General features: G+C 64.0%; 19 protein-coding genes and 1 riboswitch. Of the genes, 10 read left to right on the top strand and 9 right to left on the bottom strand.

The features are described 5' to 3' along the window. The first annotated feature begins 55 nt into the window (after nucleotides 1-55). The 4 genes from AAEQ75_RS13490 to AAEQ75_RS13475 all read left to right on the top strand — a co-directional run bounded on the left by AAEQ75_RS13490 (nucleotide 56) and on the right by AAEQ75_RS13475 (nucleotide 4,980). Nucleotides 56-994 (top strand): diguanylate cyclase domain-containing protein, encoded by a 939-nt coding sequence (locus AAEQ75_RS13490; RefSeq protein ID WP_179574366.1) that lies wholly within the window; start codon nucleotides 56-58, stop codon nucleotides 992-994. Between the two features lie 62 nt (nucleotides 995-1,056). Then, nucleotides 1,057-2,220: a dipeptidase gene (locus AAEQ75_RS13485; protein WP_343349289.1), complete on the top strand. Its 1,164-nt coding sequence runs from the start codon at nucleotides 1,057-1,059 to the stop codon at nucleotides 2,218-2,220. A 110-nt stretch (nucleotides 2,221-2,330) separates the two neighbouring features. Next, a complete protein-coding gene (gene rhlB, locus AAEQ75_RS13480) occupies nucleotides 2,331-3,779 on the top strand; it encodes an ATP-dependent RNA helicase RhlB (RefSeq protein ID WP_106734559.1) in 1,449 nt (482 codons plus the stop codon). 73 nt (nucleotides 3,780-3,852) lie between these two features. Next, nucleotides 3,853-4,980, top strand: coding sequence for an NAD(P)/FAD-dependent oxidoreductase (locus AAEQ75_RS13475; RefSeq protein ID WP_343349288.1), 1,128 nt, complete (start codon nucleotides 3,853-3,855; stop codon nucleotides 4,978-4,980). A 15-nt stretch (nucleotides 4,981-4,995) separates the two neighbouring features. Here the strand turns inward: AAEQ75_RS13475 and AAEQ75_RS13470 are convergent, their stop codons facing one another. From AAEQ75_RS13470 to AAEQ75_RS13450, 5 genes are all read right to left on the bottom strand, one after another. Beyond that, complete coding sequence (locus AAEQ75_RS13470) at nucleotides 4,996-5,901, bottom strand: hypothetical protein (protein ID WP_343349287.1); 906 nt, start codon at nucleotides 5,899-5,901, stop codon at nucleotides 4,996-4,998. Nucleotides 5,902-5,903: 2 nt separating this feature from the next. Then, nucleotides 5,904-6,473 (bottom strand): manganese efflux pump MntP, encoded by a 570-nt coding sequence (gene mntP, locus AAEQ75_RS13465; RefSeq protein ID WP_106734556.1) that lies wholly within the window; start codon nucleotides 6,471-6,473, stop codon nucleotides 5,904-5,906. 5 nt (nucleotides 6,474-6,478) lie between these two features. Further along, nucleotides 6,479-6,651: riboswitch (yybP-ykoY riboswitch) on the bottom strand. 76 nt (nucleotides 6,652-6,727) lie between these two features. Continuing rightward, nucleotides 6,728-7,030: a hypothetical protein gene (locus tag AAEQ75_RS13460; RefSeq protein WP_041979594.1), complete on the bottom strand. Its 303-nt coding sequence runs from the start codon at nucleotides 7,028-7,030 to the stop codon at nucleotides 6,728-6,730. Nucleotides 7,031-7,089: 59 nt separating this feature from the next. Continuing rightward, complete coding sequence (locus AAEQ75_RS13455) at nucleotides 7,090-8,076, bottom strand: TerC family protein (protein WP_343349286.1); 987 nt, start codon at nucleotides 8,074-8,076, stop codon at nucleotides 7,090-7,092. Nucleotides 8,077-8,273: 197 nt separating this feature from the next. Next, nucleotides 8,274-10,634 carry a DNA polymerase II gene (locus AAEQ75_RS13450; RefSeq protein ID WP_343352388.1) on the bottom strand — a complete coding sequence of 787 codons (2,361 nt, stop codon included), beginning with the start codon at nucleotides 10,632-10,634 and terminating at the stop codon, nucleotides 8,274-8,276. 214 nt (nucleotides 10,635-10,848) lie between these two features. Here AAEQ75_RS13450 and AAEQ75_RS13445 point away from each other — a divergent pair, with 214 nt between their 5' ends. The 3 genes from AAEQ75_RS13445 to AAEQ75_RS13435 are packed head-to-tail and all read left to right on the top strand — an operon-like array spanning nucleotide 10,849 to nucleotide 12,539. Further along, the gene (locus AAEQ75_RS13445) at nucleotides 10,849-11,277 is read left to right on the top strand and encodes a group II truncated hemoglobin (RefSeq protein ID WP_275860495.1); all 429 of its coding nucleotides are present in this window, start codon (nucleotides 10,849-10,851) and stop codon (nucleotides 11,275-11,277) included. A 1-nt stretch (nucleotide 11,278) separates the two neighbouring features. Then, nucleotides 11,279-11,617: an FKBP-type peptidyl-prolyl cis-trans isomerase gene (locus tag AAEQ75_RS13440; RefSeq protein WP_143504021.1), complete on the top strand. Its 339-nt coding sequence runs from the start codon at nucleotides 11,279-11,281 to the stop codon at nucleotides 11,615-11,617. Further along, nucleotides 11,610-12,539, top strand: coding sequence for a class I SAM-dependent methyltransferase (locus tag AAEQ75_RS13435; RefSeq protein WP_343349285.1), 930 nt, complete (start codon nucleotides 11,610-11,612; stop codon nucleotides 12,537-12,539). The genes AAEQ75_RS13440 and AAEQ75_RS13435 overlap by 8 nt, the downstream gene beginning before the upstream one ends. Before the next feature lie 65 nt (nucleotides 12,540-12,604). Here AAEQ75_RS13435 and norR read toward each other — a convergent pair whose 3' ends face one another. Beyond that, nucleotides 12,605-14,155: a nitric oxide reductase transcriptional regulator NorR gene (gene norR / locus AAEQ75_RS13430; protein ID WP_343349284.1), complete on the bottom strand. Its 1,551-nt coding sequence runs from the start codon at nucleotides 14,153-14,155 to the stop codon at nucleotides 12,605-12,607. Nucleotides 14,156-14,347: 192 nt separating this feature from the next. On the opposite strand from norR, the gene hmpA reads away from it, so the two are divergent. The 3 genes from hmpA to AAEQ75_RS13415 are packed head-to-tail and all read left to right on the top strand — an operon-like array spanning nucleotide 14,348 to nucleotide 16,961. After that, nucleotides 14,348-15,529 carry an NO-inducible flavohemoprotein gene (gene hmpA, locus AAEQ75_RS13425; protein WP_041979587.1) on the top strand — a complete coding sequence of 394 codons (1,182 nt, stop codon included), beginning with the start codon at nucleotides 14,348-14,350 and terminating at the stop codon, nucleotides 15,527-15,529. Between the two features lie 18 nt (nucleotides 15,530-15,547). Next, on the top strand, nucleotides 15,548-15,799 hold the full coding sequence (locus tag AAEQ75_RS13420) for a hypothetical protein (protein ID WP_017362531.1): 252 nt from the start codon (nucleotides 15,548-15,550) through the stop codon (nucleotides 15,797-15,799). Next, the gene (locus AAEQ75_RS13415) at nucleotides 15,786-16,961 is read left to right on the top strand and encodes an NnrS family protein (protein WP_343349283.1); all 1,176 of its coding nucleotides are present in this window, start codon (nucleotides 15,786-15,788) and stop codon (nucleotides 16,959-16,961) included. Before AAEQ75_RS13420 ends, AAEQ75_RS13415 begins: the two co-directional genes overlap by 14 nt. 100 nt (nucleotides 16,962-17,061) lie before the next feature. On the opposite strand, the gene rimI is transcribed toward AAEQ75_RS13415, so the two are convergent. From rimI to AAEQ75_RS13400, 3 genes are all read right to left on the bottom strand, one after another. Continuing rightward, nucleotides 17,062-17,514, bottom strand: coding sequence for a ribosomal protein S18-alanine N-acetyltransferase (gene rimI, locus AAEQ75_RS13410; protein WP_021488733.1), 453 nt, complete (start codon nucleotides 17,512-17,514; stop codon nucleotides 17,062-17,064). A gap of 32 nt (nucleotides 17,515-17,546) precedes the next feature. Beyond that, nucleotides 17,547-18,332, bottom strand: a complete 786-nt coding sequence (locus AAEQ75_RS13405) for an energy transducer TonB (protein WP_143504029.1) — start codon at nucleotides 18,330-18,332, stop codon at nucleotides 17,547-17,549. 153 nt (nucleotides 18,333-18,485) lie between these two features. Further along, nucleotides 18,486-19,724 carry a saccharopine dehydrogenase family protein gene (locus AAEQ75_RS13400; protein WP_343349282.1) on the bottom strand — a complete coding sequence of 413 codons (1,239 nt, stop codon included), beginning with the start codon at nucleotides 19,722-19,724 and terminating at the stop codon, nucleotides 18,486-18,488. Between the last annotated feature and the right edge of the window lie 78 nt (nucleotides 19,725-19,802).

Genomic DNA, 19,802 nt, shown 5'->3' with positions numbered 1-19,802 from the left:
GAGCGTTGGTGGTGCCCTCAGGCCTATTCGCCCGGCCAGGCCCGACGAGATCGCAATGAAACCGGCGCACTGGCAGGCAGACCTGCAGCAAGTTCAGCACCTGCGACTATTTCAGAATGTCGCTACCAGCAGCCTGGATCAGTTGCTGCAGGGGTTTCGCGCGTGCGAGTTGGAAGCCGGCGAAGTGTTGCTCTCCCCCTTCAATCGCAACCAGTACCTCTATCTGCTGATCGAGGGCCAGTTGCGTGTCTATCTCGGGTCACTGGACAACCAGGCCGTGAGCACCCTCGAAGTCGGCGACTGCGCGGGTGAGATCAGCTTCATCGACAACGAACATCCTTCTGCCTACGTCGTAGCCGAGCGCCCCTCCACGGTGCTGCGCCTGCATCGCGAATCGCTGGTCGCGCTGTTTCAGCAATCACCGCAGATGATGCAGAACCTGCTGGAGCTGCTCTGTGAGCGTGTGCGCCAGGGCAACCGGCAGATTCTCGACAGCGAGCAGAATGCCAATGTCGACACCCTCACCGGTTGCTTCAACCGACGTTGGCTGGAGCACGTCTTCGAACGCGAAAGCACCCGCTGTGCCTTCAACGACGCCCCCATCTCGCTGCTGATGCTCGATGTCGACCACTTCAAGGCCTACAACGACCAGCACGGACATCTTGCAGGGGACTACGCCCTGTGCATGGTGGCGCACACCTTGCGCAGCCAGTTGCGGCCCAAGGACAGCCTGATACGGTTCGGAGGCGAGGAGTTCGTCATTCTCCTGCCGGATATCTGTGCCGAGGCGGCACGCAGTATCGGCGAACGCCTGCGCTTCAGCCTGGAGCATATCGCCTCCTTCTACTCGCCAGTCGGCGTTCTGCCGGGCGTCACCATCTCCATTGGCCTGGCGCAGATGCAGCATCAGGACAGCCTGCAGGGCCTGATCGCGCGTGCAGATGCCGCGCTGTACCAGGCCAAGCAGCAGGGGCGTAACTGCCTCAGCGGCTGACACCGCGCGTCGCGCTTCCCTGCTAGAGTGGCGCACATAACAACACGCCTGGATGGCTTCTCATGCGCAAACTGCTGATTGCTGTGCTTCTGCTAGTCCCCCTTTCCGCCCTCGCTGTTCTGGGCCTGCCCCAGGTACTCGACGCACAGATGAACAGCGTGGCCAGCCCACCGCCCTATCCGACTAGCGCCAGCGCGCAGAAGCTGCACCAAGGGCTATTCGTCGCCGACCTGCACGACGACGCCCTGCTCTGGGAGCGCGACCTGCTCAAGCGTTACGACTACGGCCACTCGGACCTGCCACGCATGCTCGAAGGCCGCCTCGGCCTGCAGGTGTTCTCCACCGTGACCAAAACCCCACGCGGCCTGAACATGGAGAGCAACGGCGCCGACAGCGACAACATCACACTGCTGGCCATGGCCCAGCGTTGGCCACGGGAAACCTGGAGCAGCCTGCTACAGCGCGCCCTGTACCAGGCGCAGAAACTCAAGGACGCCAGCGCCGGCAGCGATGGGCGCCTGGTGCTGATCCGCACCCGCGCGGACCTGGCGAACTTCGTCGATGCCTGGGAAAAGGACCCGCGCCGCGTCGCCGGCCTGCTCGCCACCGAAGGCCTGCAACCTATCGAGGGCAAGCTGGAGAACATCGACGTGCTGTATGACGCGGGTTTCCGCATCGCCGGCCTGACTCACTTCTTCGACAACGAAGTCGGCGGCTCGGCCCATGGCCTGGAAAAAGGCGGGCTGACCCCACTGGGGCGCCAGGTCATCGCGCGCCTGGAAGAAAAATCCATGCTGGTGGACCTGGCCCACGCTTCACGCCCGTTGATCGATGATGTACTGGCCATGGCCAAGCGCCCGGTGCTGGTCTCGCACACCGGCGTCGAAGGCACCTGCGCCGGCACCCGCAACCTCAGCGACAAGCACCTGCTGACCATCGCGGCCACGGGCGGGGTGATCGGCATCGGCTACTGGAGCACCGCGGTGTGCGACACCTCGGTCGCCGCCATCGTCAAAGCCATCCGCTACGCGGCGGACAAGGTCGGCGTCGAGCATGTCGCCCTGGGCTCGGACTTCAATGGCACCGTACACACCCCGTTCGACGTCACCGGCCTGGCGCAGATTACCGAAGGCCTGCAAGCCGCCGGCTTCGACAATGACGCCATTGCCGCGATCATGGGCGGCAATGTACAGCGCCTGCTGCTGGCCAGCCTGCCGGAGAAATAAGGTGCTGGGCGCACGGTCCTCTTGACAGACGCGAGCGAAGCACTTCGCCACGCCCGCGTCTTGCATTACACTGGCGGGCGTTCACTCCTTAACCAGTCGATGAGAAGCCCGTGCTCAAAGCACTCAAGAAAATGTTCGGCAAAGCCGAAGACGAGCAGCCACAACCAGCGCCGTCATCCGTAGCAGCGCCCGCCCAGAGCGGTGACGCAGAGCAGAAGCGCCCACGCAAGAACAAGCCCGCCCGCCCTGCCAGCGAGAGCGCAGGCGATAGCCCGGCGCCGCAACAATCCCGCCCGCCCAAGGCCGACAAACCGCGTCGCGAGCGCCCAGCCAAGCCAGTCGACACCTGGAAGCTGGAAGATTTCGTGGTCGAGCCGGCCGAAGGCAAGACCCGTTTCCATGACTTCAAGCTCGCCCCCGAGCTGATGCACGCCATTCACGACCTCGGTTTCCCCTACTGCACGCCGATCCAGGCTGGCGTACTGGGCTACACCCTCAAGGGTCAGGACGCCATCGGCCGCGCCCAGACCGGCACCGGCAAGACCGCGGCGTTCCTCATCTCGATCATCACCCAGCTGCTGCAGACCCCGGCGCCGAAAGAGCGCTACATGGGCGAGCCGCGCGCGCTGATCATCGCGCCGACCCGCGAACTGGTGGTGCAGATCGCCAAGGACGCCGCCGAGCTGACCAAATACACCGGCCTCAACGTCATGCAATTCGTCGGTGGCATGGACTTCGACAAACAACTCAAGCAGCTGGAATCGCGCTTCTGCGACATCCTCGTGGCCACCCCGGGCCGCCTGCTGGACTTCAACCAGCGCGGCGAAGTGCACCTGGACATGGTCGAGGTGATGGTGCTGGACGAAGCCGATCGCATGCTCGACATGGGCTTCATCCCTCAGGTGCGCCAGATCATCCGCCAGACGCCGATGAAGGGTGACCGCCAGACCCTGCTGTTCTCAGCCACCTTCACCGACGACGTGATGAACCTGGCCAAGCAGTGGACGGTCAACCCGGCCATCGTCGAGATCGAGCCAGAGAACGTCGCCAGCGACACCGTCGAGCAGCACGTCTACGCCGTAGCCTCGGCTGACAAGTACAAACTGCTGTACAACCTGATCAGCCAGAACGACTGGACGCGGGTCATGGTCTTCGCCAACCGCAAGGACGAAGTCCGGCGCATCGAAGAGCGCCTGACCCGCGACGGCATCAGCGCCGTGCAGATGTCCGGCGACATTCCGCAGCACAAGCGTATCCGCGCACTGGAAGGCTTCCGCGAAGGCAAGATCCGCGTCATGGTCGCCACCGACGTCGCCGGTCGTGGCATCCACGTCGATGCCATCAGCCACGTGATCAACTTCACCCTGCCGGAAGACCCGGACGACTACGTGCACCGCATCGGCCGCACCGGCCGCGCCGGCACCAGCGGCACCTCGATCAGCTTCGCCGGTGAGGACGACGCCTTCGCCCTGCCGCCAATCGAAGAGCTGATCGGCCGCAAGATCCAGTGCGAAATGCCGCCGGACGAGCTGCTCAAGCCGGTGCCGCGCAAGCACTGATAAGGCCGAAGCAGAACAAAGGCGAAGCCCTCCAGCTTCGCCTTTTTCATTTGACCCCGTTGATTGATACGCCATGCAACACTACGACTACCTCATCATCGGCGCCGGCATTGCCGGCGCTTCAACCGGCTACTTTCTCGCCAGCCATGGCAAGACGCTGCTGCTCGAACGCGAGGCGCAGCCCGGCTACCACTCCACTGGCCGTTCAGCCGCGCTCTACACCGTGGCCTACGGCACGCCACAGGTCCGCGCGCTGACCGCTGCCAGTCGCGCCTTTTACGATGCCCCACCAGCCGGTTTTGCCGAGCATCCTCTGCTCACGCCACGTGGCGAGTTGGTGGTGGACTTCAGCGGTGACGCAGCCGAGCTGCAGCGCCAGTACGAGCAGGCCCGTGAGCATGTTGCAGAGGCTCGCCTGCTCAGTGCTGACGAGGCCTGCGCGCTGGTTCCGGTGTTGCGCCGCGAGCTCGTGCACGGTGCGCTGTTCGACCCCAGCGCCGCTGACATCGACACCGCCGCGCTGCACCAGGGTTACCTGCGTGGTATCCGCCAACAGGGCGGGGAGATTCACTGCAACCGCGAAGTGCTCAGTATCGACCGCGACGGGGACGGTTGGCAGGTGGAATGTGCCGGGCAACGCTACCGCACGCGCGTGCTGATCAATGCCGCCGGCGCCTGGTGCGACGAGCTCGCGCGTCTGGCCGGCCTACCCGGCATCGGCTTACAGCCCAAGCGCCGCGCCGCCTTCACCTTCAACGGCCCGGCAGGCATCGACTGCCAGCACTGGCCGGTACTGGTGAGCCTGGACGAATCGTTCTACTTCAAACCCGATGCAGGTCTCTTACTAGGTTCGCCAGCCAATGCCGACCCGGTGGAGCCACATGACGTGCAGCCTGAAGAGCTGGACATCGCCTTGGGCATCCATCAGATCGAAACCCACACCACGCTGCAGATTCGTCGTCCGGCGCACACCTGGGCCGGCCTGCGCAGCTTCGTCGTCGATGGCGATCTGGTCGGCGGTTTCGACACCCAGGCCGACGACTTCTTCTGGGTGGCAGCGCAAGGCGGCTATGGCATCCAGACCAGCGCCGCCATGGGCCAAGCCTGCGCTGCCTTGATTCGCCGGCAGCCGCTGCCGCCGCGCCTTGCAGAAGCAGGCCTGAATGCGGCTCTGCTCAGCCCTAGACGTCTGCTCGGTTAAGCCGTCAGCCGGGCCTCAACCGCCCTGCCGGTCGCTGGCAATCTCGGTTTTTTTAAGGCCGCCTGCCGATCTCACCACGCTCAATTCCAGCACTCGATCACGCCCACCTTCGGCGATCAGGTAACGACCATCGTCCAAGGGCAGGATCGCTTGCGGCGCCTTGAGGAACGACAACACGGTGGTCTGCTCGCCCTGGGCGTCGACCAGCAGCAGGCGGGCGCGATGGGTCGAGTCCTCGCTGATCCATAGCCCCTGCTCGTCGCACAGCAGGAAGGTCGGGTTGCGTAGGCCATCGATCACTACCGGGTCGCGGCCATCCTCGCGCAGCTCGCGAATCACCCCGGTTTCCTTTTCGCTATATAGCATGCGGCCGTCGGTGCAGCGGGTGATCGACTCGGTCTCCGAGAGGTTGTCACGCACCACGCTCAGTTGCCGATCATCCCAGCGGTAGCGCCATAGCCGGCCATTTCCCTTGCGGTCCTCGATGGCATACAGGTAGTGACCATCGTCCCACAGCCCCTGCACCTGATCGCCCGCGAACAGCTCGGAAACACGCTTGCCCTGCAGGAAGCTGACCGGCTTATCACCCGACTCCTGGCTGAACACCAGGCCACCACGGGCGCTGAGCAGGCCATCGGGTTTGGACAGGCCTTCGACCACCACTTCGCGGTCGCCGTCGGGCTGCATCAACAGGATACTGCCGCGACCATCCTGCAGTTCCTGGCTGACCAGAATGCCGCCACCCGGCGCTCGTGCCAGCCCGGCCGCCTTCTGTACGCCGTCGTAGGCGACGCGATACGACCAGCCACTGGCGGCCTGCACCGGAAAGAAGTATTGCCAGGCGAAGAACGCCAGGGCAGCGGCGATCAGCGCAGCAGCTGCCAGCAGTGCGTTTCTCAGAAAACGCAGGGACATGTTCATGTTCACAGACTCGCAAAGTGTTCGTAGAGAATCGTCGCGCCAACCAGCATCAGCACTACACCGCCGACGATCTCGGCACGCTTGCCAACCAGTTGACCGAGCATACGACCGAGCAACATGCCCAATGTCACCATCAGGGTGGTGGCCAAACCGATACAAAGTGCTGCGACCAGTATGTTCACCTCGACAAAGGCGAGGCTCACGCCAACGGCCAGGGCGTCGATGCTGGTGGCCACCGCGGTGACAGCCAGCACCCAAAAGGAATGGCGCGAGGGTTTGTCTTCAGACGCATCGTCATCGGCACTGAGGCCCGCGTGAATCATGTGCACGCCGAGCCCGACCAGCAGCACGAAGGCGATCCAGTGATCCCACTCAAGGACGAAGCGGCTGGCCGCCTGGCCGATCAGCCAGCCGATGATCGGCGTGATGGCCTCGATGGTGCCGAAGATCAAGCCGGCACGCAGGGCTTCGGCGAAGCGCGGCTTGTGCAGGCCCGAGCCCTTGCCGATGGCAGCAGCGAAGGCATCCGTCGACATGGCGAATGACAGAAGAAGCAGCGAGAGAGGATTCAAGGGAAACTCCAGCCGGGCCTGAGTCAACGACAAGCCACTGCGCGCCCGACCTGGCACAGGACTGTCGTTGGTCTCACCAATCCCAGCGGATGCGTTGGCCACGGCAGGTTGCCGAGAATGTTGACCAACGCGCCGACGCTAGCGCGACGGCAGGCTACTCCCCAAAGAGGTGCGCAGGATAAACCCAAGCGCGCCGGGGCGGAAGTGGCGGCGCCCAGCAACCGCTCAGCGGTGCCTGCACCGCCGACCTTGCATCAGGTCTCGACGCCCTGCTCGAGCGGTTTCTCGGGCTTCGCCTGCGGTGTCTCGGCGTCCTGCTCGTTCTCCTTGTCGTCCTCGCCAAGTGCTCGGTTGGTGGACTCTTGCAGGGAGTCCACCTGGCGGTTGACCTCATCCACCACCTCGCCAACTGAATCACTGATCAGCGCCTGTGCTTCCTTTTTCGCCTCTTCGGCGAGCTTCTGCGCGGACTGCTCGGCAGCATCGCAGCCCGCCAGGGTGATCAGCGCTACGCCCAGGACGACAGGCGTCAGGCGTTTTTTCCAGGTTTGATACATCTCGATTTCTCCACTTGCGAAACCGGACCTCGCCAGTGTGACGAGGCTCGGTTCATATGTCAGATGTTGGCGGGCGGCTGGCCGCGAGTCTTGTACAGCGACAGCAGTACGCCACCGATCAGCAGGCCCAGGGTCACGCTCAGCGACACCGCAGCCGGGATCTTGCCGATGATGCCGACCAGGAAGATTTTCGCGCCGATGAACACCAGCACCAGGGCCAGCGCGTACTTGAGGTAGGCGAAGCGGTGGATCAGCGCCGCCAGGGCGAAGTACAGGGCGCGCAAGCCGAGGATGGCGAAGATGTTCGAGGTGTAGACGATGAACGGATCCTGGGTGATGGCGAAGATCGCCGGCACGCTGTCGATGGCGAACACCAGGTCGGCGCACTCGATCAGGATCAGCGCCAGGAACAACGGCGTCACCCACAGCACGCTGCGCCCCTTGCCATCGTCCTGGCGCACGAAGAAGCGTTGGCCGTGCAGCTCATCAGTCACGCGCAGGTGCTTGCGCAGGAACTTGACCAGCACGTTGTTCTGCAGGTCCGGCGCATCGTCGAGCTTGGAGAACAGCATCTTCACGCCGGTGAAGAACAGGAAGGCGCCGAACACATAGAGAATCCAGCTGAACTCGTGAATCAGCGCTGCACCCAGGCCGATCATGATCGCCCGCAGCACCAGCACGCCCATGATTCCCCAGAACAGCACCTTGTGCTGGTACTGCCGCGGGATGGCGAGGAAGCTGAAGATCATGGCCATGAGAAACACGTTGTCCATCGACAGCGATTTCTCGATCAGAAAGCCGGTGAGGTAATCCATGCTGGCGTCGCCGCCCTTCTGGAAGAACACCCAGACACCGAACAACAGACCCGCAGTGATGTAGCCACCCGAGAGCAACAGGCTCTCGCGCACGCCGATCTCGCGGTTATCGCGATTCAGCACGCCAAGGTCGAAGGCCAGCAGGGAGATGACGACAGCGATGAAGACCAGCCACAACCAGGTGGCCGTGCCGAGGAAGTCGGCGAAGAGAAACGGTTCGAGGGCAGTCATGAGCCCCTCCTACAGTCAGATTGAACAGACTGTGATTCCGACATCGCGGTGTTAACCGCCAGAGGGGCCCGGCATCACGGGCGCAAATATATTCAGGCCGCGAACTCCGCTCAACGGGGCGAATTTTGCAAAGTATTTCAAGGCAATTAGCCCATTTCTCGCGCGGAGGTTCTACCCAGAGCGGCGGCCGGCGCATTTCAGAACAGCCCGAGCTGCCCATCTACCAGCCGCTCGAACTCACCGCCGACGAACGGCAGGATGGCATCGGCCACAGGTTTCAACTGACGGCTGATGTAGTGCTCGTAGTCCACCGGTGACAGCAGGCGCTCCAGTGGTTGCGGCCCGCTAGTGGTGATCAGGTAGCTGATCCAGCCGCCGCGCTGGTACTGCAACGGTCGATCCAGACGCTGGTTGTGCTCGTCGGCCAGGCGTGCGGCGCGCACATGCGGCGGCACGTTGCGCTGGTAGTCATCGAGGCGCCGGCGCAAGCGCTTGCGATAGACCAGCAACTCGTCCAGCTCGCCGGCCAGCGTACGTTTCACGTAGTCGCGCACGTAGTCCTCGTAGGGCTGGCCGGCGAACACCAGGCGATACAGCTCCTGCTGGAAGCGCTGGGCCAGCGGCGACCAGTCGGTGCGCACCGTCTCCAGCCCCTTGAACACCATGCGTTCGCTGCCGTCTACGTCGTGAACCAGGCCGGCATAACGCTTCTTGCTGCCCTCCTCGGTGCCGCGAATGGTGGGCATGAGAAAGCGCCGGTAATGGGTCTCGAACTGCAGCTCCAGGGCGCTGGTCAGGCCGTATTCCTGCTGCAGATGCTCGCGCCACCAGGCGTTGACGCGAGCCACCAGCGCGCGACCGATGTGTGTCGCCTCGTCCTCGTCGTGGGCGCGGCCGAGCCAGACGAAGGTGGAGTCGGTGTCGCCGTAGATCACCGCATGCCCCTCAGCTTCGATGAGCTCGCGGGTGCGCTTCATGATCTGGTGCCCGCGCAGGGTGATGGACGATGCCAGGCGTGGGTCGAAGAAGCGGCAGCCGCTGGAGCCAAGCACACCGTAGAAGGCGTTCATGATGATCTTCAGCGCCTGTGACAAGGCCGCGTTGCCCTCGCGCTTGGCCGCCTCACGGCCCTGCCAGACGCGCTCGACGATGGCCGGCAGGCAATGCCGGGTACGCGAGAAACGGGCGCCGCGAAAACCCTCCACCGAATGTTCGTCATCCGGCTGGTGCAACCCTTCGACCAGCCCCAGCGGATCGATCAGAAAGCTGCGGATGATCGACGGGTACAGGCTCTTGTAGTCCAGCACCAGCACCGAATCGTACAGACCGGGGCGCGAGTCCATGACGAAACCGCCAGGGCTGTTCTCGCCACGAATGTCACCGAGATTGGGCGCGACGAAACCCAGACGGTGCATGGGCGGCAGGTACAGGTGGGTGAAGGCCGCCACCGAGCCGCCGCTGCGGTCGGCGGCTAAACCAGTGACGCTGGAGCGCTCCAGCAGGAAGGCGAGCAGATCGGTATGAGCAAAGATGCGCGTGACCAGCTCGCAGTCCTTCAGGTTGTAGAGCGCCAGCGCCGGCTTGTCCTCGTCGAACATGCGCTGGATCTCGTCCATTCGTGCATAGGGCGTGTCGATGGCCTTGCCCTCGCCGAGCAGGGTCTGCGCCACCGATTCCAGGCTGAACGAAGGGAAGCTCCAGGTGGCTGAGCGCAGCGCCTCGATACCGTCGATGATCAAACGCCCGGCCGCCTCGGCGAAGTAGTGCTGGCTGCTGTTGTGCTGGCGCCAGCCCATCACGTCGCCGCCACGCCCCAGCAGCAGCGGGACCTTGAGTTGCTCGGCGTGATCGCGCAGCACGCGCAGGTCGAACTGCACCAGGTTCCAGCCGATGATGGCATCCGGATCATGCCGCTGCAGCCAGTCGTTCAGGCGTTCGAGCAGCACCTTGCGGCTGTCGCAGTACTCCAGTTCGAAGTCGACGATACTCGCGTCGCCATTGGCCGGGCCGAGCATATACACCTGGCGCTGACCACAGCCTTCCAGGGCGATGGAATACAGCTCGCCGCGGGCGCTGGTCTCGATATCCAGCGACACCAGGCGCAGCGCCGGGCGGTAATCGGTGGCGGGTTTGAGCGACTTGCACAGCAGGCTGCCGTCTTCCTGCTCGATACCGTCGAACAGCACGCTGGCGGTGATAAAGCGCTCCATCAGGTAGCGATCCGGCGGGCGGATATCGGCCTCGTAGACGTCGACGCCGACCTGGCGCAGCTTCTTCTCCAGTTGCAGCAACTGGCGGTACTGGCGGCAATACAGGCCCAGCACCGGGCGGTGTTTGAAGTCGCGCAAGGTCAGTTCGCGCAGCTCGACGCCCTTCTCATTACGTAACAATGGCTCGGCCCAGGCGCGCTGCTCGGCGGGGATAAAAGCCACCGTCTCCTGGCACGGCAGGCGTATCTGACGCGGGCCGGCATCGGTCGCCAGCCAGAAGGCCACCTCGGTGCCTTCCGGCGTATCGCGCCAATGGCGGCTGAGCACGAAGCCTTGCTGGGGTTGCATCATCATCTTTTCAGGCAAGCACGATCTGCCCCCTCTCCCGCTTGCGGGAGAGGGCTGGGGAGAGGGTGTGAGCTTTTCCCCTCTCCCCCGGCCCCTCTCCCATGAATGGGAGAGGGGAGAAAACAGCCTCTGCAGTTGCCCATTACCTCAAACCAAACTGGCCGGCCATTCTACGCGAGCGGTTACAATGGCGCCTTTTCCGCGGAATAACGCGATGAGCCACACCCCTCCCTACGGCACCGGCGATGCCTCCTACCAGGCTGCCGGTGGCATCGACGGCCTGCGCCACCTGGTCGATGATTTCTACCGACTGATGGACGAACGCCCCGAAGCCGCCGCACTGCGTGCCCTGCACCCAGCCGACCTGAGCGCCTCACGCGACAAGCTGGCGTGCTTTCTCAGTGGCTGGCTGGGCGGCCCACGCCTGTTCGCCGAAAAATACGGCAGCATCAGTATTCCAGCCTTCCATGCCCAGTGGCCAATCGACCAGGCGCTGGCGGAAAGCTGGCTGAGCTGCATGGCCGGCGCCATCGCCCTGCAGAACTATGACCCGGCCTTCGCCGACTACCTGCTGGTTCAACTGCGCGTACCCGCCGAACGCTCGGTGCAGGCCAGCCAAAACCGTCACCGCAAGGAAATCTGACATGACTGACCAACTGATCATCGAAGACCTGCAATTGGGCGACGGCAAGGCCGTGGTCAAGGGCGCCCTGATCACCACCCAATATCGCGGCTGGCTGGCCGATGGCAGCGAGTTCGACTCGTCCTACTCGCGCGGCAAACCCTTCCAGTGCGTGATCGGCACCGGCCGCGTGATCAAGGGCTGGGATCAGGGCCTGATGGGCATGCAGGTCGGCGGCAAACGCAAGCTGCAGGTGCCGGCGCATCTGGGTTATGGCGAGCGCAGCATGGGCGCAATTCCGCCCAATTCTGACCTGACCTTCGAGATCGAACTGCTGGAAGTGCTGACCCGCGATGACTGATACCGCCCTCGCCACCCTGCGCGAGCACCTGTTGCAGGCGCTGGACAACCACCCCGGCAGCGAGACTCGTCGCCTGTTCCATGGCCGTGGTCGCTGCTGGCCTGGGCTGGAGCAGATCACCGTCGACTGGCTGTCCGGCATGGTGCTGGTGATGTTTTTTCGCGAACCGTCGCCAGCGCTAAGGCCGCTGCTCATGGAGTTGCTGGAAACGCCGCAATGGCAGGCCAGCGGTGCGCGCGGCCTGCTGCTGCAGCACCGCTACGTGCAGGGCAGCGAGAGCGAGTGGCTGGCTGGTGAGCCGCAGGCGCAATGGCCGATTATCGAGGACGACCTACACTACCTGCTGGATTTGGGCAGCAAGCAGAACAGCGGGCTGTTCCTCGATATGCGCCTGGGTCGCCAGTGGGTGCGTGAGCAGGCCACCGGCAAACGCGTACTCAACCTGTTCGCCTACACCTGCGGCTTCTCCGTGGCCGCCATCGCTGGCGGTGCTGCGCATGTGGTCAATCTGGATATGGCACGCGCTGCGCTGTCGCGCGGGCGCGACAACCATCGCCTGAACGGGCATGACCTCTCCCGGGTGGAGTTTCTCGGTCACGAGCTGTTCAAGTCCTGGGGCAAGGTGCGTAAGAGCGGCCCGTACGACCTGGTGATCATCGACCCGCCAAGCTTCCAGAAAGGCAGCTTCGCCCTCACCCAAGATTACGCCAAGATTCTCCGGCGCCTGCCTGAGCTGCTGACCGAACACGGTACCGTGCTGGCCTGCGTCAACGACCCGGATATCGGCCCGGATTTCATCATCGACGGCATGGCAAAAGAGGCGCCACAACTGCGCTTCGTCGAGCGCCTGGACAACCCACCGGAGTTTCCCGATATCTCGCCCGAGAGCGGATTGAAGGCGCTGGTGTTTCAGCAAGGATAAACCTGTGGGAGGGGCTTTAGCCGCGACATGAACAGATCGCGACTAAAGCCCCTCCCTACAATCCGCTAGCGAATGCCTAGGCGCCTGGCCAGGCGGCTGAGGTTGGCGCGATCCACGCCCAGCTCACGCGCCGCGTCGGCCCATTTGCCCTGATACCGTGTCAGGCACTGTTCAATCAACCTGCGCTGGAAGGCGTCCACCGCCGTCCGCAGCTCCACACCTGTCGGCATCGGCTCACCAGGCGCCAGCACTTCGTCGATCAAGGGCGGCGTCTCGGCCATCGGCAGATCCAGGTCCTGCACGTCGAGGCTGAGAATGCGCGGTCGCTCGCCATGGCGCGCCAGCGCCTTGATCGCCGCGCGGCCGATCAGGTGTTCCAGCTCGCGCACGTTGCCCGGCCAGTCGTGGCCCAGCAGCGCCTTCTGCGCCTCCGCACTCAGTCGCAGGCTGCGCAGCCCCAGCCGGGCGCGGTTCTCTTCGAGGAAGTAGCCGGCCAGCAACAACACATCGCGGCCACGCTCGCGCAGCGGCGGCACCGGCAGCGGATAGACGCTCAGGCGGTGATAGAGGTCGGCGCGAAAGCGTCCGGCACGTACTTCGGCTGCCAGGTCGCGGTTGGTGGCGGCGATCACTCGCACATCGACGCGGTGCTCACGATCCGAGCCGACCCGCTGCAACTGGCCGCTCTGCAGCACGCGCAACAGCTTGGCCTGGATCGCCAGCGGCAGCTCACCCACTTCATCGAGGAACAGGCTGCCGCCATCGGCCAGCTCGAACTTGCCGCTGCGCTCGCTCATGGCCCCGGAGAAGGCGCCGCGCACATGACCGAACAGCTCGCTCTCCACCAACGCATCGGGCAATGCCGCACAGTTGATGCTCACCAGCGGGCGCTGCGCACGCGGCGAGGCGGCGTGGATCGCTTCGGCCACCAGTTCCTTGCCGACACCAGTTTCCCCCGTGATGAGCACGGTCAGCGGGCTGTCGCCGACCAGGCGAACCTCGTCCTGCAACTTGCGCAGCGCCGCGCTCTGCCCCACCAGCTCGCGCGGTTGCTGGCGGGCCTGTTTGTACAGCTCGGTGAGCTGGCGCTCGGCCTCGACCCGCTGCGCCAGGCCGCTGATGCGCTCGCTGACCTTGACCGTGGCCGCCGCCAGGCTGGCGAACGCATCGAGACTGTCCAGGTCGAGCCGGCCGAAACTGGCCGGATCGAGCGAATCCAGGGTCAACAGGCCCCAGAGCTGCTCGTCCAGATAGAGCGGGCAACCCAGGCAATCGTGCACTTCCAGATGCCCATGCAGGCCGTCTACCAGCCCGTCATAAGGATCAGGCAGGCCGCAGTCGGCGGCGAAACGGGTTGGCCCGGCGTGCTCCAGCAACGCAGCCAGGCGAGGATGCTCGCTGACCCGGAAGCGCCGCCCCAGGGTGTCGGGGCTCAGGCCTTCCACCGCCAGGGGCACCAGAATTTCACCGTCGAGCCGCAGCAGCGCCACGGCATCGCAAGGAAAGAGCTGGCGCAAGGCGGCAAGCAGGCGGCGGTAGCGTTCACCGTCATCCAGCTCGCGTGACAGATCGGCGACCAGCGGAATCAGGGTTTCCAACAGAGGATTAGCGGTCATTAAGACTACTCATTGTCCTTATGACCCACACGCAAAGCGAGTCATTAATACTGCAAAACAAGCAAGCCATTGATATTTAATGATTATTTATCTGGCACGCTTTCTGATAGGTATCCATCGCTAACGCTAGCACGCCACAACTGGCCATACGAGCCACACCGGCGTCTTTATTTGCCTTGCGGAGATACCCTTATGCTGACCAATGCTCAACGTGACCTGATCAAAGCCACCGTGCCGCTGCTGGAAAGCGGCGGCGAAGCGCTCACCACCCATTTCTACCGGATGATGCTCAGCGAGTATCCCGAAGTACGTCCGCTGTTCAACCAGGCCCATCAGGCCAGCGGCGATCAACCGCGGGCCCTGGCTAACGGCGTATTGATGTACGCGCGCCATATCGACCGACTCGAAGCTCTCGGCCCGCTGGTGCGCCAGGTGGTGAACAAACACGTCGCTCTGCAGATCCTCCCCGAGCACTACCCCATTGTCGGCAGTTGCCTGCTACGCGCGATTCGCGAGGTGCTGGGCACCGAGATCGCCACCGATGCGGTGATCGATGCCTGGGCCGTGGCCTACCAGCAACTGGCCGACATTTTCATCGGCGCCGAGGAACAGCTCTATCAGGACAACGCCAGCGCGCCTGGCGGATGGCGTGGCGCGCGGGCCTTCCGCGTGGTGCGCAAGGTCGTCGAGAGCGCCGAGATCACCTCCTTCCACCTGGCACCGGTCGATGGCGGCGCGCTGCTCGATTACCAGCCCGGCCAGTACATTGGCATGCGCCTGCTGCTGGACGGCGAAGAGGTACGCCGCAACTACTCGCTGTCGGCCCTGGCCAACGGCCGTGAGTACCGCATCAGCGTCAAGCGCGAGCCTGGCGGCCGTGTGTCCAACCATCTGCATGACGAGGTTCAGGTTGGCGATGTGCTGGACCTGTTCCCGCCCGCTGGCGAGTTCACCCTGAGCGAGTCGGACAAGCCGCTGGCACTGATCAGCGCCGGCGTTGGCATCACCCCGGCCCTGGCCATGCTCGACGCCGCGCGACACAGCGGCCGGCCGATCCATTTCATCCACTGCGCGCGCAATGCCGAAGTGCATGCCTTCCGCGACTGGGTCGACGCCCATGCCGCCGAGCATCCGCAGATTCGCCATTACGTGTGCTACAGCGAGCCGCGCGCGGGGGATGCGGCCGACGCCGAGGGGTTTCTCAGTCGCGAATTGCTGGAGCAGTGGCTGCCGGCCGAGCGCGATCTGGACGCCTACTTCCTCGGTCCGAAACCCTTCATGGCGCAGGTCAAGCGCCACCTGCAGGCACTGGGCGTACCGGCCGAGCAGAGCCGCTATGAGTTCTTCGGCCCGGCCTCGGCTTTGGATAGCTGAACGATGAGGAGGTGAACCATGTACCCACTGAATCTTCCACCGCTGCAGATTCTGCACTTGTCCAGCCAGTTGCTCTGGGCCGGCCTGATCCTGCTATTGGTGGGGCTGGTGGCAGCCTATGGCCTGGAGAAGCACCTGAATGTGCCGACGCTGGTGCTGGCGCACAGCCTGACGCTACTCGGTCCCAGCATCTTGAAGATCGGTTATGTGCTGCGCCTGGTCGCGCAGCAACGCCTGAAAGACGAGGCATGCGCACATGCAATTGCTTGATCGCAAGCGGGCACTGGCCATCGCGCCCTTCTGGCGCCTGGGCTTTCGCCCGTTCTTTGTCGCCGGAGCCCTGTTCGCTGTGCTCGCCATCGCCCTCTGGGCGGCGGCGCTGCACGGGCTGACCAACCCGGCGGTGCCGGGTGGCATGCTGGCCTGGCATCGCCACGAAATGCCCTTTGGTTTCGGCCTGGCGATCATCGCTGGCTTCCTGCTCACCGCCGTACAGACCTGGACGGGCAGTCCGGGCTTGAGCGGCCGCCCCCTGGTCGCACTGTTCGGGCTGTGGTTGGCCGCGCGCCTGGTGTGGTTCTTCCACGTGCCACTGGCACTGCTGATCGCACTGCAACTGGCCTTTATCGGCCTGTTCATTGCTCAGATGGCGCGCCAGCTGATCACCGCCCGGCAACGCAACAACTACCCGATCCTGCTGGTGCTGGGCCTGCTCGCGCTGTGTCAGTCCGTCACGCTCGCCGGCCTGGTGCACGGCGACGATAGCCTGCAACGCCGTGGCGCACTGGCCGCACTGTGGCTGATTGCAGTCATGCTGAGCCTGATCGGTGGTCGGGTGATTCCCTTCTTCACCCAGCGCGGCCTGGGTCGGGTCGAGGCCTTCGCCGCCCATCCCCGGCTGGATCGCTTGCTGCTGGTCTGCGGCGTGCTGGTCGCCGCACTGTTCGCCAGTGGGCATAACTTGCAGGCCCGCTCCTGGCTGGCCGTACCGTTCATCGTGCTGAGCGTACTGCACGGCCTGCGCCTGTGGCGCTGGCATATGCGCGGCATCTGGGGCGTGCCGCTGCTGTGGTCGCTACACCTGGGCTACGCCTGGCTACTGGTCGCCAGCCTCGGCATGGCCGCCTGGCACCTGGGCTGGTTGGCATACCCCAGCCTGGCCAGCCATGCGCTGGCGGTGGGCGCGATGGGCGGGCTGATCCTGGCGATGATGGCGCGGGTCAGCCTCGGTCACACCGGCCGCGCGCTGCAGCCACCGCACAGCATGGCCTGGGCCTTTGGCCTGCTCAATCTGGGCGCGCTGATTCGGGTCTCGGCAGGTGGCAGCTGGCTATGGCTGGCGGCGCTCTGCTGGGGCGCCGCCTTCGCCCTGTTCGCCTGGCATTACGCGCCGATGCTGTGTCGAGCGCGGGTGGATGGGCATCCAGGGTGACTGGACTGGCAGTGCCACACCGTAGGGAGGACTCAGGAGCGCAAGCGAACAGTCCGCCGATTGCTGCCGCGAACGGTTCTAAGCCCAATGCAGCCAGACCTCAATCAACCAGCGTGCAGGCCATCACCAGCGCATCTTCACGCCCGCCGACTGCCGGGTAGTAATCGCGACGCCGACCGACTTCATTGAAGCCAAAGCGCTCGTAAAGGCGGTAGGCGCTCTGGTTGCTGGCGCGCACTTCAAGGAAGCATTCACGTCCACCCAACTCGTAAGCCTCTTTCATCAGGTGTTCGAGCAGGCGCAAGCCAAGACCGCGGCCCTGGCTTTCCGGCTTGACGGTGATATTGAGCAGGTGTGCTTCGTCGAGGATCAGGTTGATCACGCCATGACCGACCTGCTGATTACCTTCGAACATCAGCCAGCAGTTATAGGACTTGAGGCTGTCGGTGAAGATACCGCGCGTCCACGGATGACTGAAGGCGGCGTATTCGATCTTCAGCACGGCATCGAGATCCGCCTCGGTCATCGGGCGGAAGGAAATCGCATCGCTCATTAAGGAAAACTCGGGCGTAAAGACGGGGGTTCTCAGGAATGTGCGGGCGCTAGCCAGCGCTGACGAACACGCCGCATGGCCTGCCACAGCTCACGCTTGCGCGTTGGCTCTTCCATCAGCAGCTCCAGGCCCGGCAAGGCCCAGCAGGTACCCAGCCCCTCGACCTGCAACTCGCGATTGTAGCTGTGCTCGTCACCCTCACCAGCGAAACGAATAGCCGGCAGGCCAACCAGCCACAGGCAGGCGCTCGGCTGCTCCTCCAGACGCGCAGCAACGAAGCTCTGCACGAATTCCAACGCCGCTTGCGGGCCTTGATCCATATTGCCGCGCACCAGTAGCGGCCAGCGCACCGGCTCGCCGAGCAGTTGCGGGCTGTCCGGCAGGCCGGCGGCGCGCAGCAAATCCTTGAGCAGGATGTAGGCCGGGTCGCGGCTCTGGAAAGGCTGGCCGGTGGGCAGCTCCACCAGTAAGGCGCAATCGCCGGCCCGCAGCAACTGCAGGGAAAAACGCGGCGGCGGGACGCTGACACGAGCCGGCTTTTCCTCGACCTGCTCCGGTTCCGCCACCGGCTCGACAGCCGCCTGACGGGGCTGTGCGCCCGGTCGCGGGATTTCGATCTTCGGCCGCTCGACCGGCGCTTCACGCACGACAGCCGGAGTGACGGCAACAGGCTCTGGCACAGGCTCGAACGCTTCCTCCTGTTGCGACTCAAGCAGTTCCAGACGCGACGCTGCCGCGAAGGGCAGTTCGGTACGCGGCAGCCAGGTGGCCACCTGCATGGCGTCGAGGTAGGCGCGACGGCGCTGTTCGGGAATCACAGGCGCTCCAGAGAGAGGTTTTTCAACAGGGGCGGATTGTCGCGTGAAATGGTCGGAGCGGGAAGCGCCACAACGGGATTGTGGGCAAACAAAGTGTCCCAAAAACAAAAACCCCGCAGCTTGCGCAGCGGGGCTTCTGGGGTTCACCTGGGCTTACTGATCCCAGGGACGGTCGCCGTGCTCATCCTTGATGCGCGTCGGCAGCCCCATCACATCCAGCAGCGTGAGGAACGGCTCGGCCGGCAGCTCCTCGACGTTGACCATACGCTTGGCATCCCACTCACCACGCGCGACCAGCAGCGCAGCGGCGACCGGCGGTACGCCGGCGGTGTAGGAGATGCCCTGGCTGTCGGTCTCGGCGAAGGCGTCTTCGTGGTCGGCCACGTTATAGATGAACAGCTCGCGCGGCTGGCCATCCTTGGTGCCCTTGACCAGGTCGCCGATGCAGGTCTTGCCGGTGTAGCCCGGCGCCAGCGAGGCAGGGTCGGGCAGCACGGCCTTGACCACCTTGAGCGGTACCACTTCGAGGCCTTCGGCGGTCTTGACCGGCTGCTCGGAGAGCAGGCCGAGATTCTTCAGCACGGTAAACACGTTGATGTAGTGGTCACCGAAGCTCATCCAGAAGCGGACGTTCGGTACGTCGAGGTGCTTGGACAGCGAGTGCACCTCGTCATGGCCGGTCAGGTACAGGTTCTGTTCGCCCACCACCGGCAGATCGTCGGTGCGTTTGACTTCGAACATGCGGTTACTCACCCACTGGCTGTTCTGCCAGCTGTAGACCGTGCCGGTGAATTCGCGGAAATTGATTTCCGGGTCGAAATTGGTGGCGAAGTACTTGCCGTGCGAACCGGCGTTGACGTCGAGGATGTCGATCGACTCGATCTTGTCGAAGTACTGTTGTTGCGCCAGAGCGGCATAGGAGTTGACTACGCCCGGGTCGAAGCCGACGCCGAGGATGGCGGTCACGCCCTTGTCCTGGCATTCGGCCAGGTGCTTCCACTCGTAGTTGCCGTACCACGGCGGGGTTTCACAGATCTTGCTCGGATCTTCGTGGATGGCGGTGTCCAGATAGGCGACGCCGGTGTCGATACAGGCACGCAGCACGGACATGTTGAGGAACGCCGAACCGACGTTAATGACGATCTGCGATTCGGTTTCGCGGATCAGTGCCTTGGTCGCTTCCACGTCCAGGGCGTTCAGCGCATAGGCCTTGATCTCGCCGGACTGCTTGAGGCCGCCCTTTGCCTGCACGCTGTCGATGATGGCCTGGCATTTGGAGATGTTGCGCGACGCAATTGCAATGCGACCTAACTCGTCATTGTGTTGCGCGCACTTATGGGCCACCACCTTGGCAACACCTCCTGCTCCAATGATCAGAACATTCTTCTTCAATTGTTTCACCTCCTGGGTACTGCGTTTTGGACAATGATTACGCTGGAAATCGTTGGGTGGACGACGCTTCCCCCGTCC

It is taken from the genome of Pseudomonas sediminis (assembly GCF_039555755.1).
Taxonomy (GTDB): Bacteria; Pseudomonadota; Gammaproteobacteria; order Pseudomonadales; family Pseudomonadaceae; genus Aquipseudomonas; species Aquipseudomonas mendocina_D.
This window is presented reverse-complemented; position numbering and strand designations above follow the sequence as displayed.

Coding starts and splice junctions, on each gene's coding strand:
- AAEQ75_RS13435 (WP_343349285.1), top strand. CDS start 11,610: ATGACTGATACCGCCCTCGCCACCCTGCGCGAGCACCTGTTGCAGGCG.
- AAEQ75_RS13420 (WP_017362531.1), top strand. CDS start 15,548: ATGTACCCACTGAATCTTCCACCGCTGCAGATTCTGCACTTGTCCAGC.
- AAEQ75_RS13475 (WP_343349288.1), top strand. CDS start 3,853: ATGCAACACTACGACTACCTCATCATCGGCGCCGGCATTGCCGGCGCT.
- AAEQ75_RS13485 (WP_343349289.1), top strand. CDS start 1,057: ATGCGCAAACTGCTGATTGCTGTGCTTCTGCTAGTCCCCCTTTCCGCC.
- AAEQ75_RS13445 (WP_275860495.1), top strand. CDS start 10,849: ATGAGCCACACCCCTCCCTACGGCACCGGCGATGCCTCCTACCAGGCT.
- rimI (WP_021488733.1), bottom strand. CDS start 17,514: ATGAGCGATGCGATTTCCTTCCGCCCGATGACCGAGGCGGATCTCGAT.
- AAEQ75_RS13450 (WP_343352388.1), bottom strand. CDS start 10,634: ATGCAACCCCAGCAAGGCTTCGTGCTCAGCCGCCATTGGCGCGATACG.
- AAEQ75_RS13440 (WP_143504021.1), top strand. CDS start 11,279: ATGACTGACCAACTGATCATCGAAGACCTGCAATTGGGCGACGGCAAG.
- AAEQ75_RS13470 (WP_343349287.1), bottom strand. CDS start 5,901: ATGAACATGTCCCTGCGTTTTCTGAGAAACGCACTGCTGGCAGCTGCT.
- AAEQ75_RS13455 (WP_343349286.1), bottom strand. CDS start 8,076: ATGACTGCCCTCGAACCGTTTCTCTTCGCCGACTTCCTCGGCACGGCC.
- hmpA (WP_041979587.1), top strand. CDS start 14,348: ATGCTGACCAATGCTCAACGTGACCTGATCAAAGCCACCGTGCCGCTG.
- AAEQ75_RS13460 (WP_041979594.1), bottom strand. CDS start 7,030: ATGTATCAAACCTGGAAAAAACGCCTGACGCCTGTCGTCCTGGGCGTA.
- norR (WP_343349284.1), bottom strand. CDS start 14,155: ATGACCGCTAATCCTCTGTTGGAAACCCTGATTCCGCTGGTCGCCGAT.
- AAEQ75_RS13415 (WP_343349283.1), top strand. CDS start 15,786: ATGCAATTGCTTGATCGCAAGCGGGCACTGGCCATCGCGCCCTTCTGG.
- AAEQ75_RS13490 (WP_179574366.1), top strand. CDS start 56: ATGAAACCGGCGCACTGGCAGGCAGACCTGCAGCAAGTTCAGCACCTG.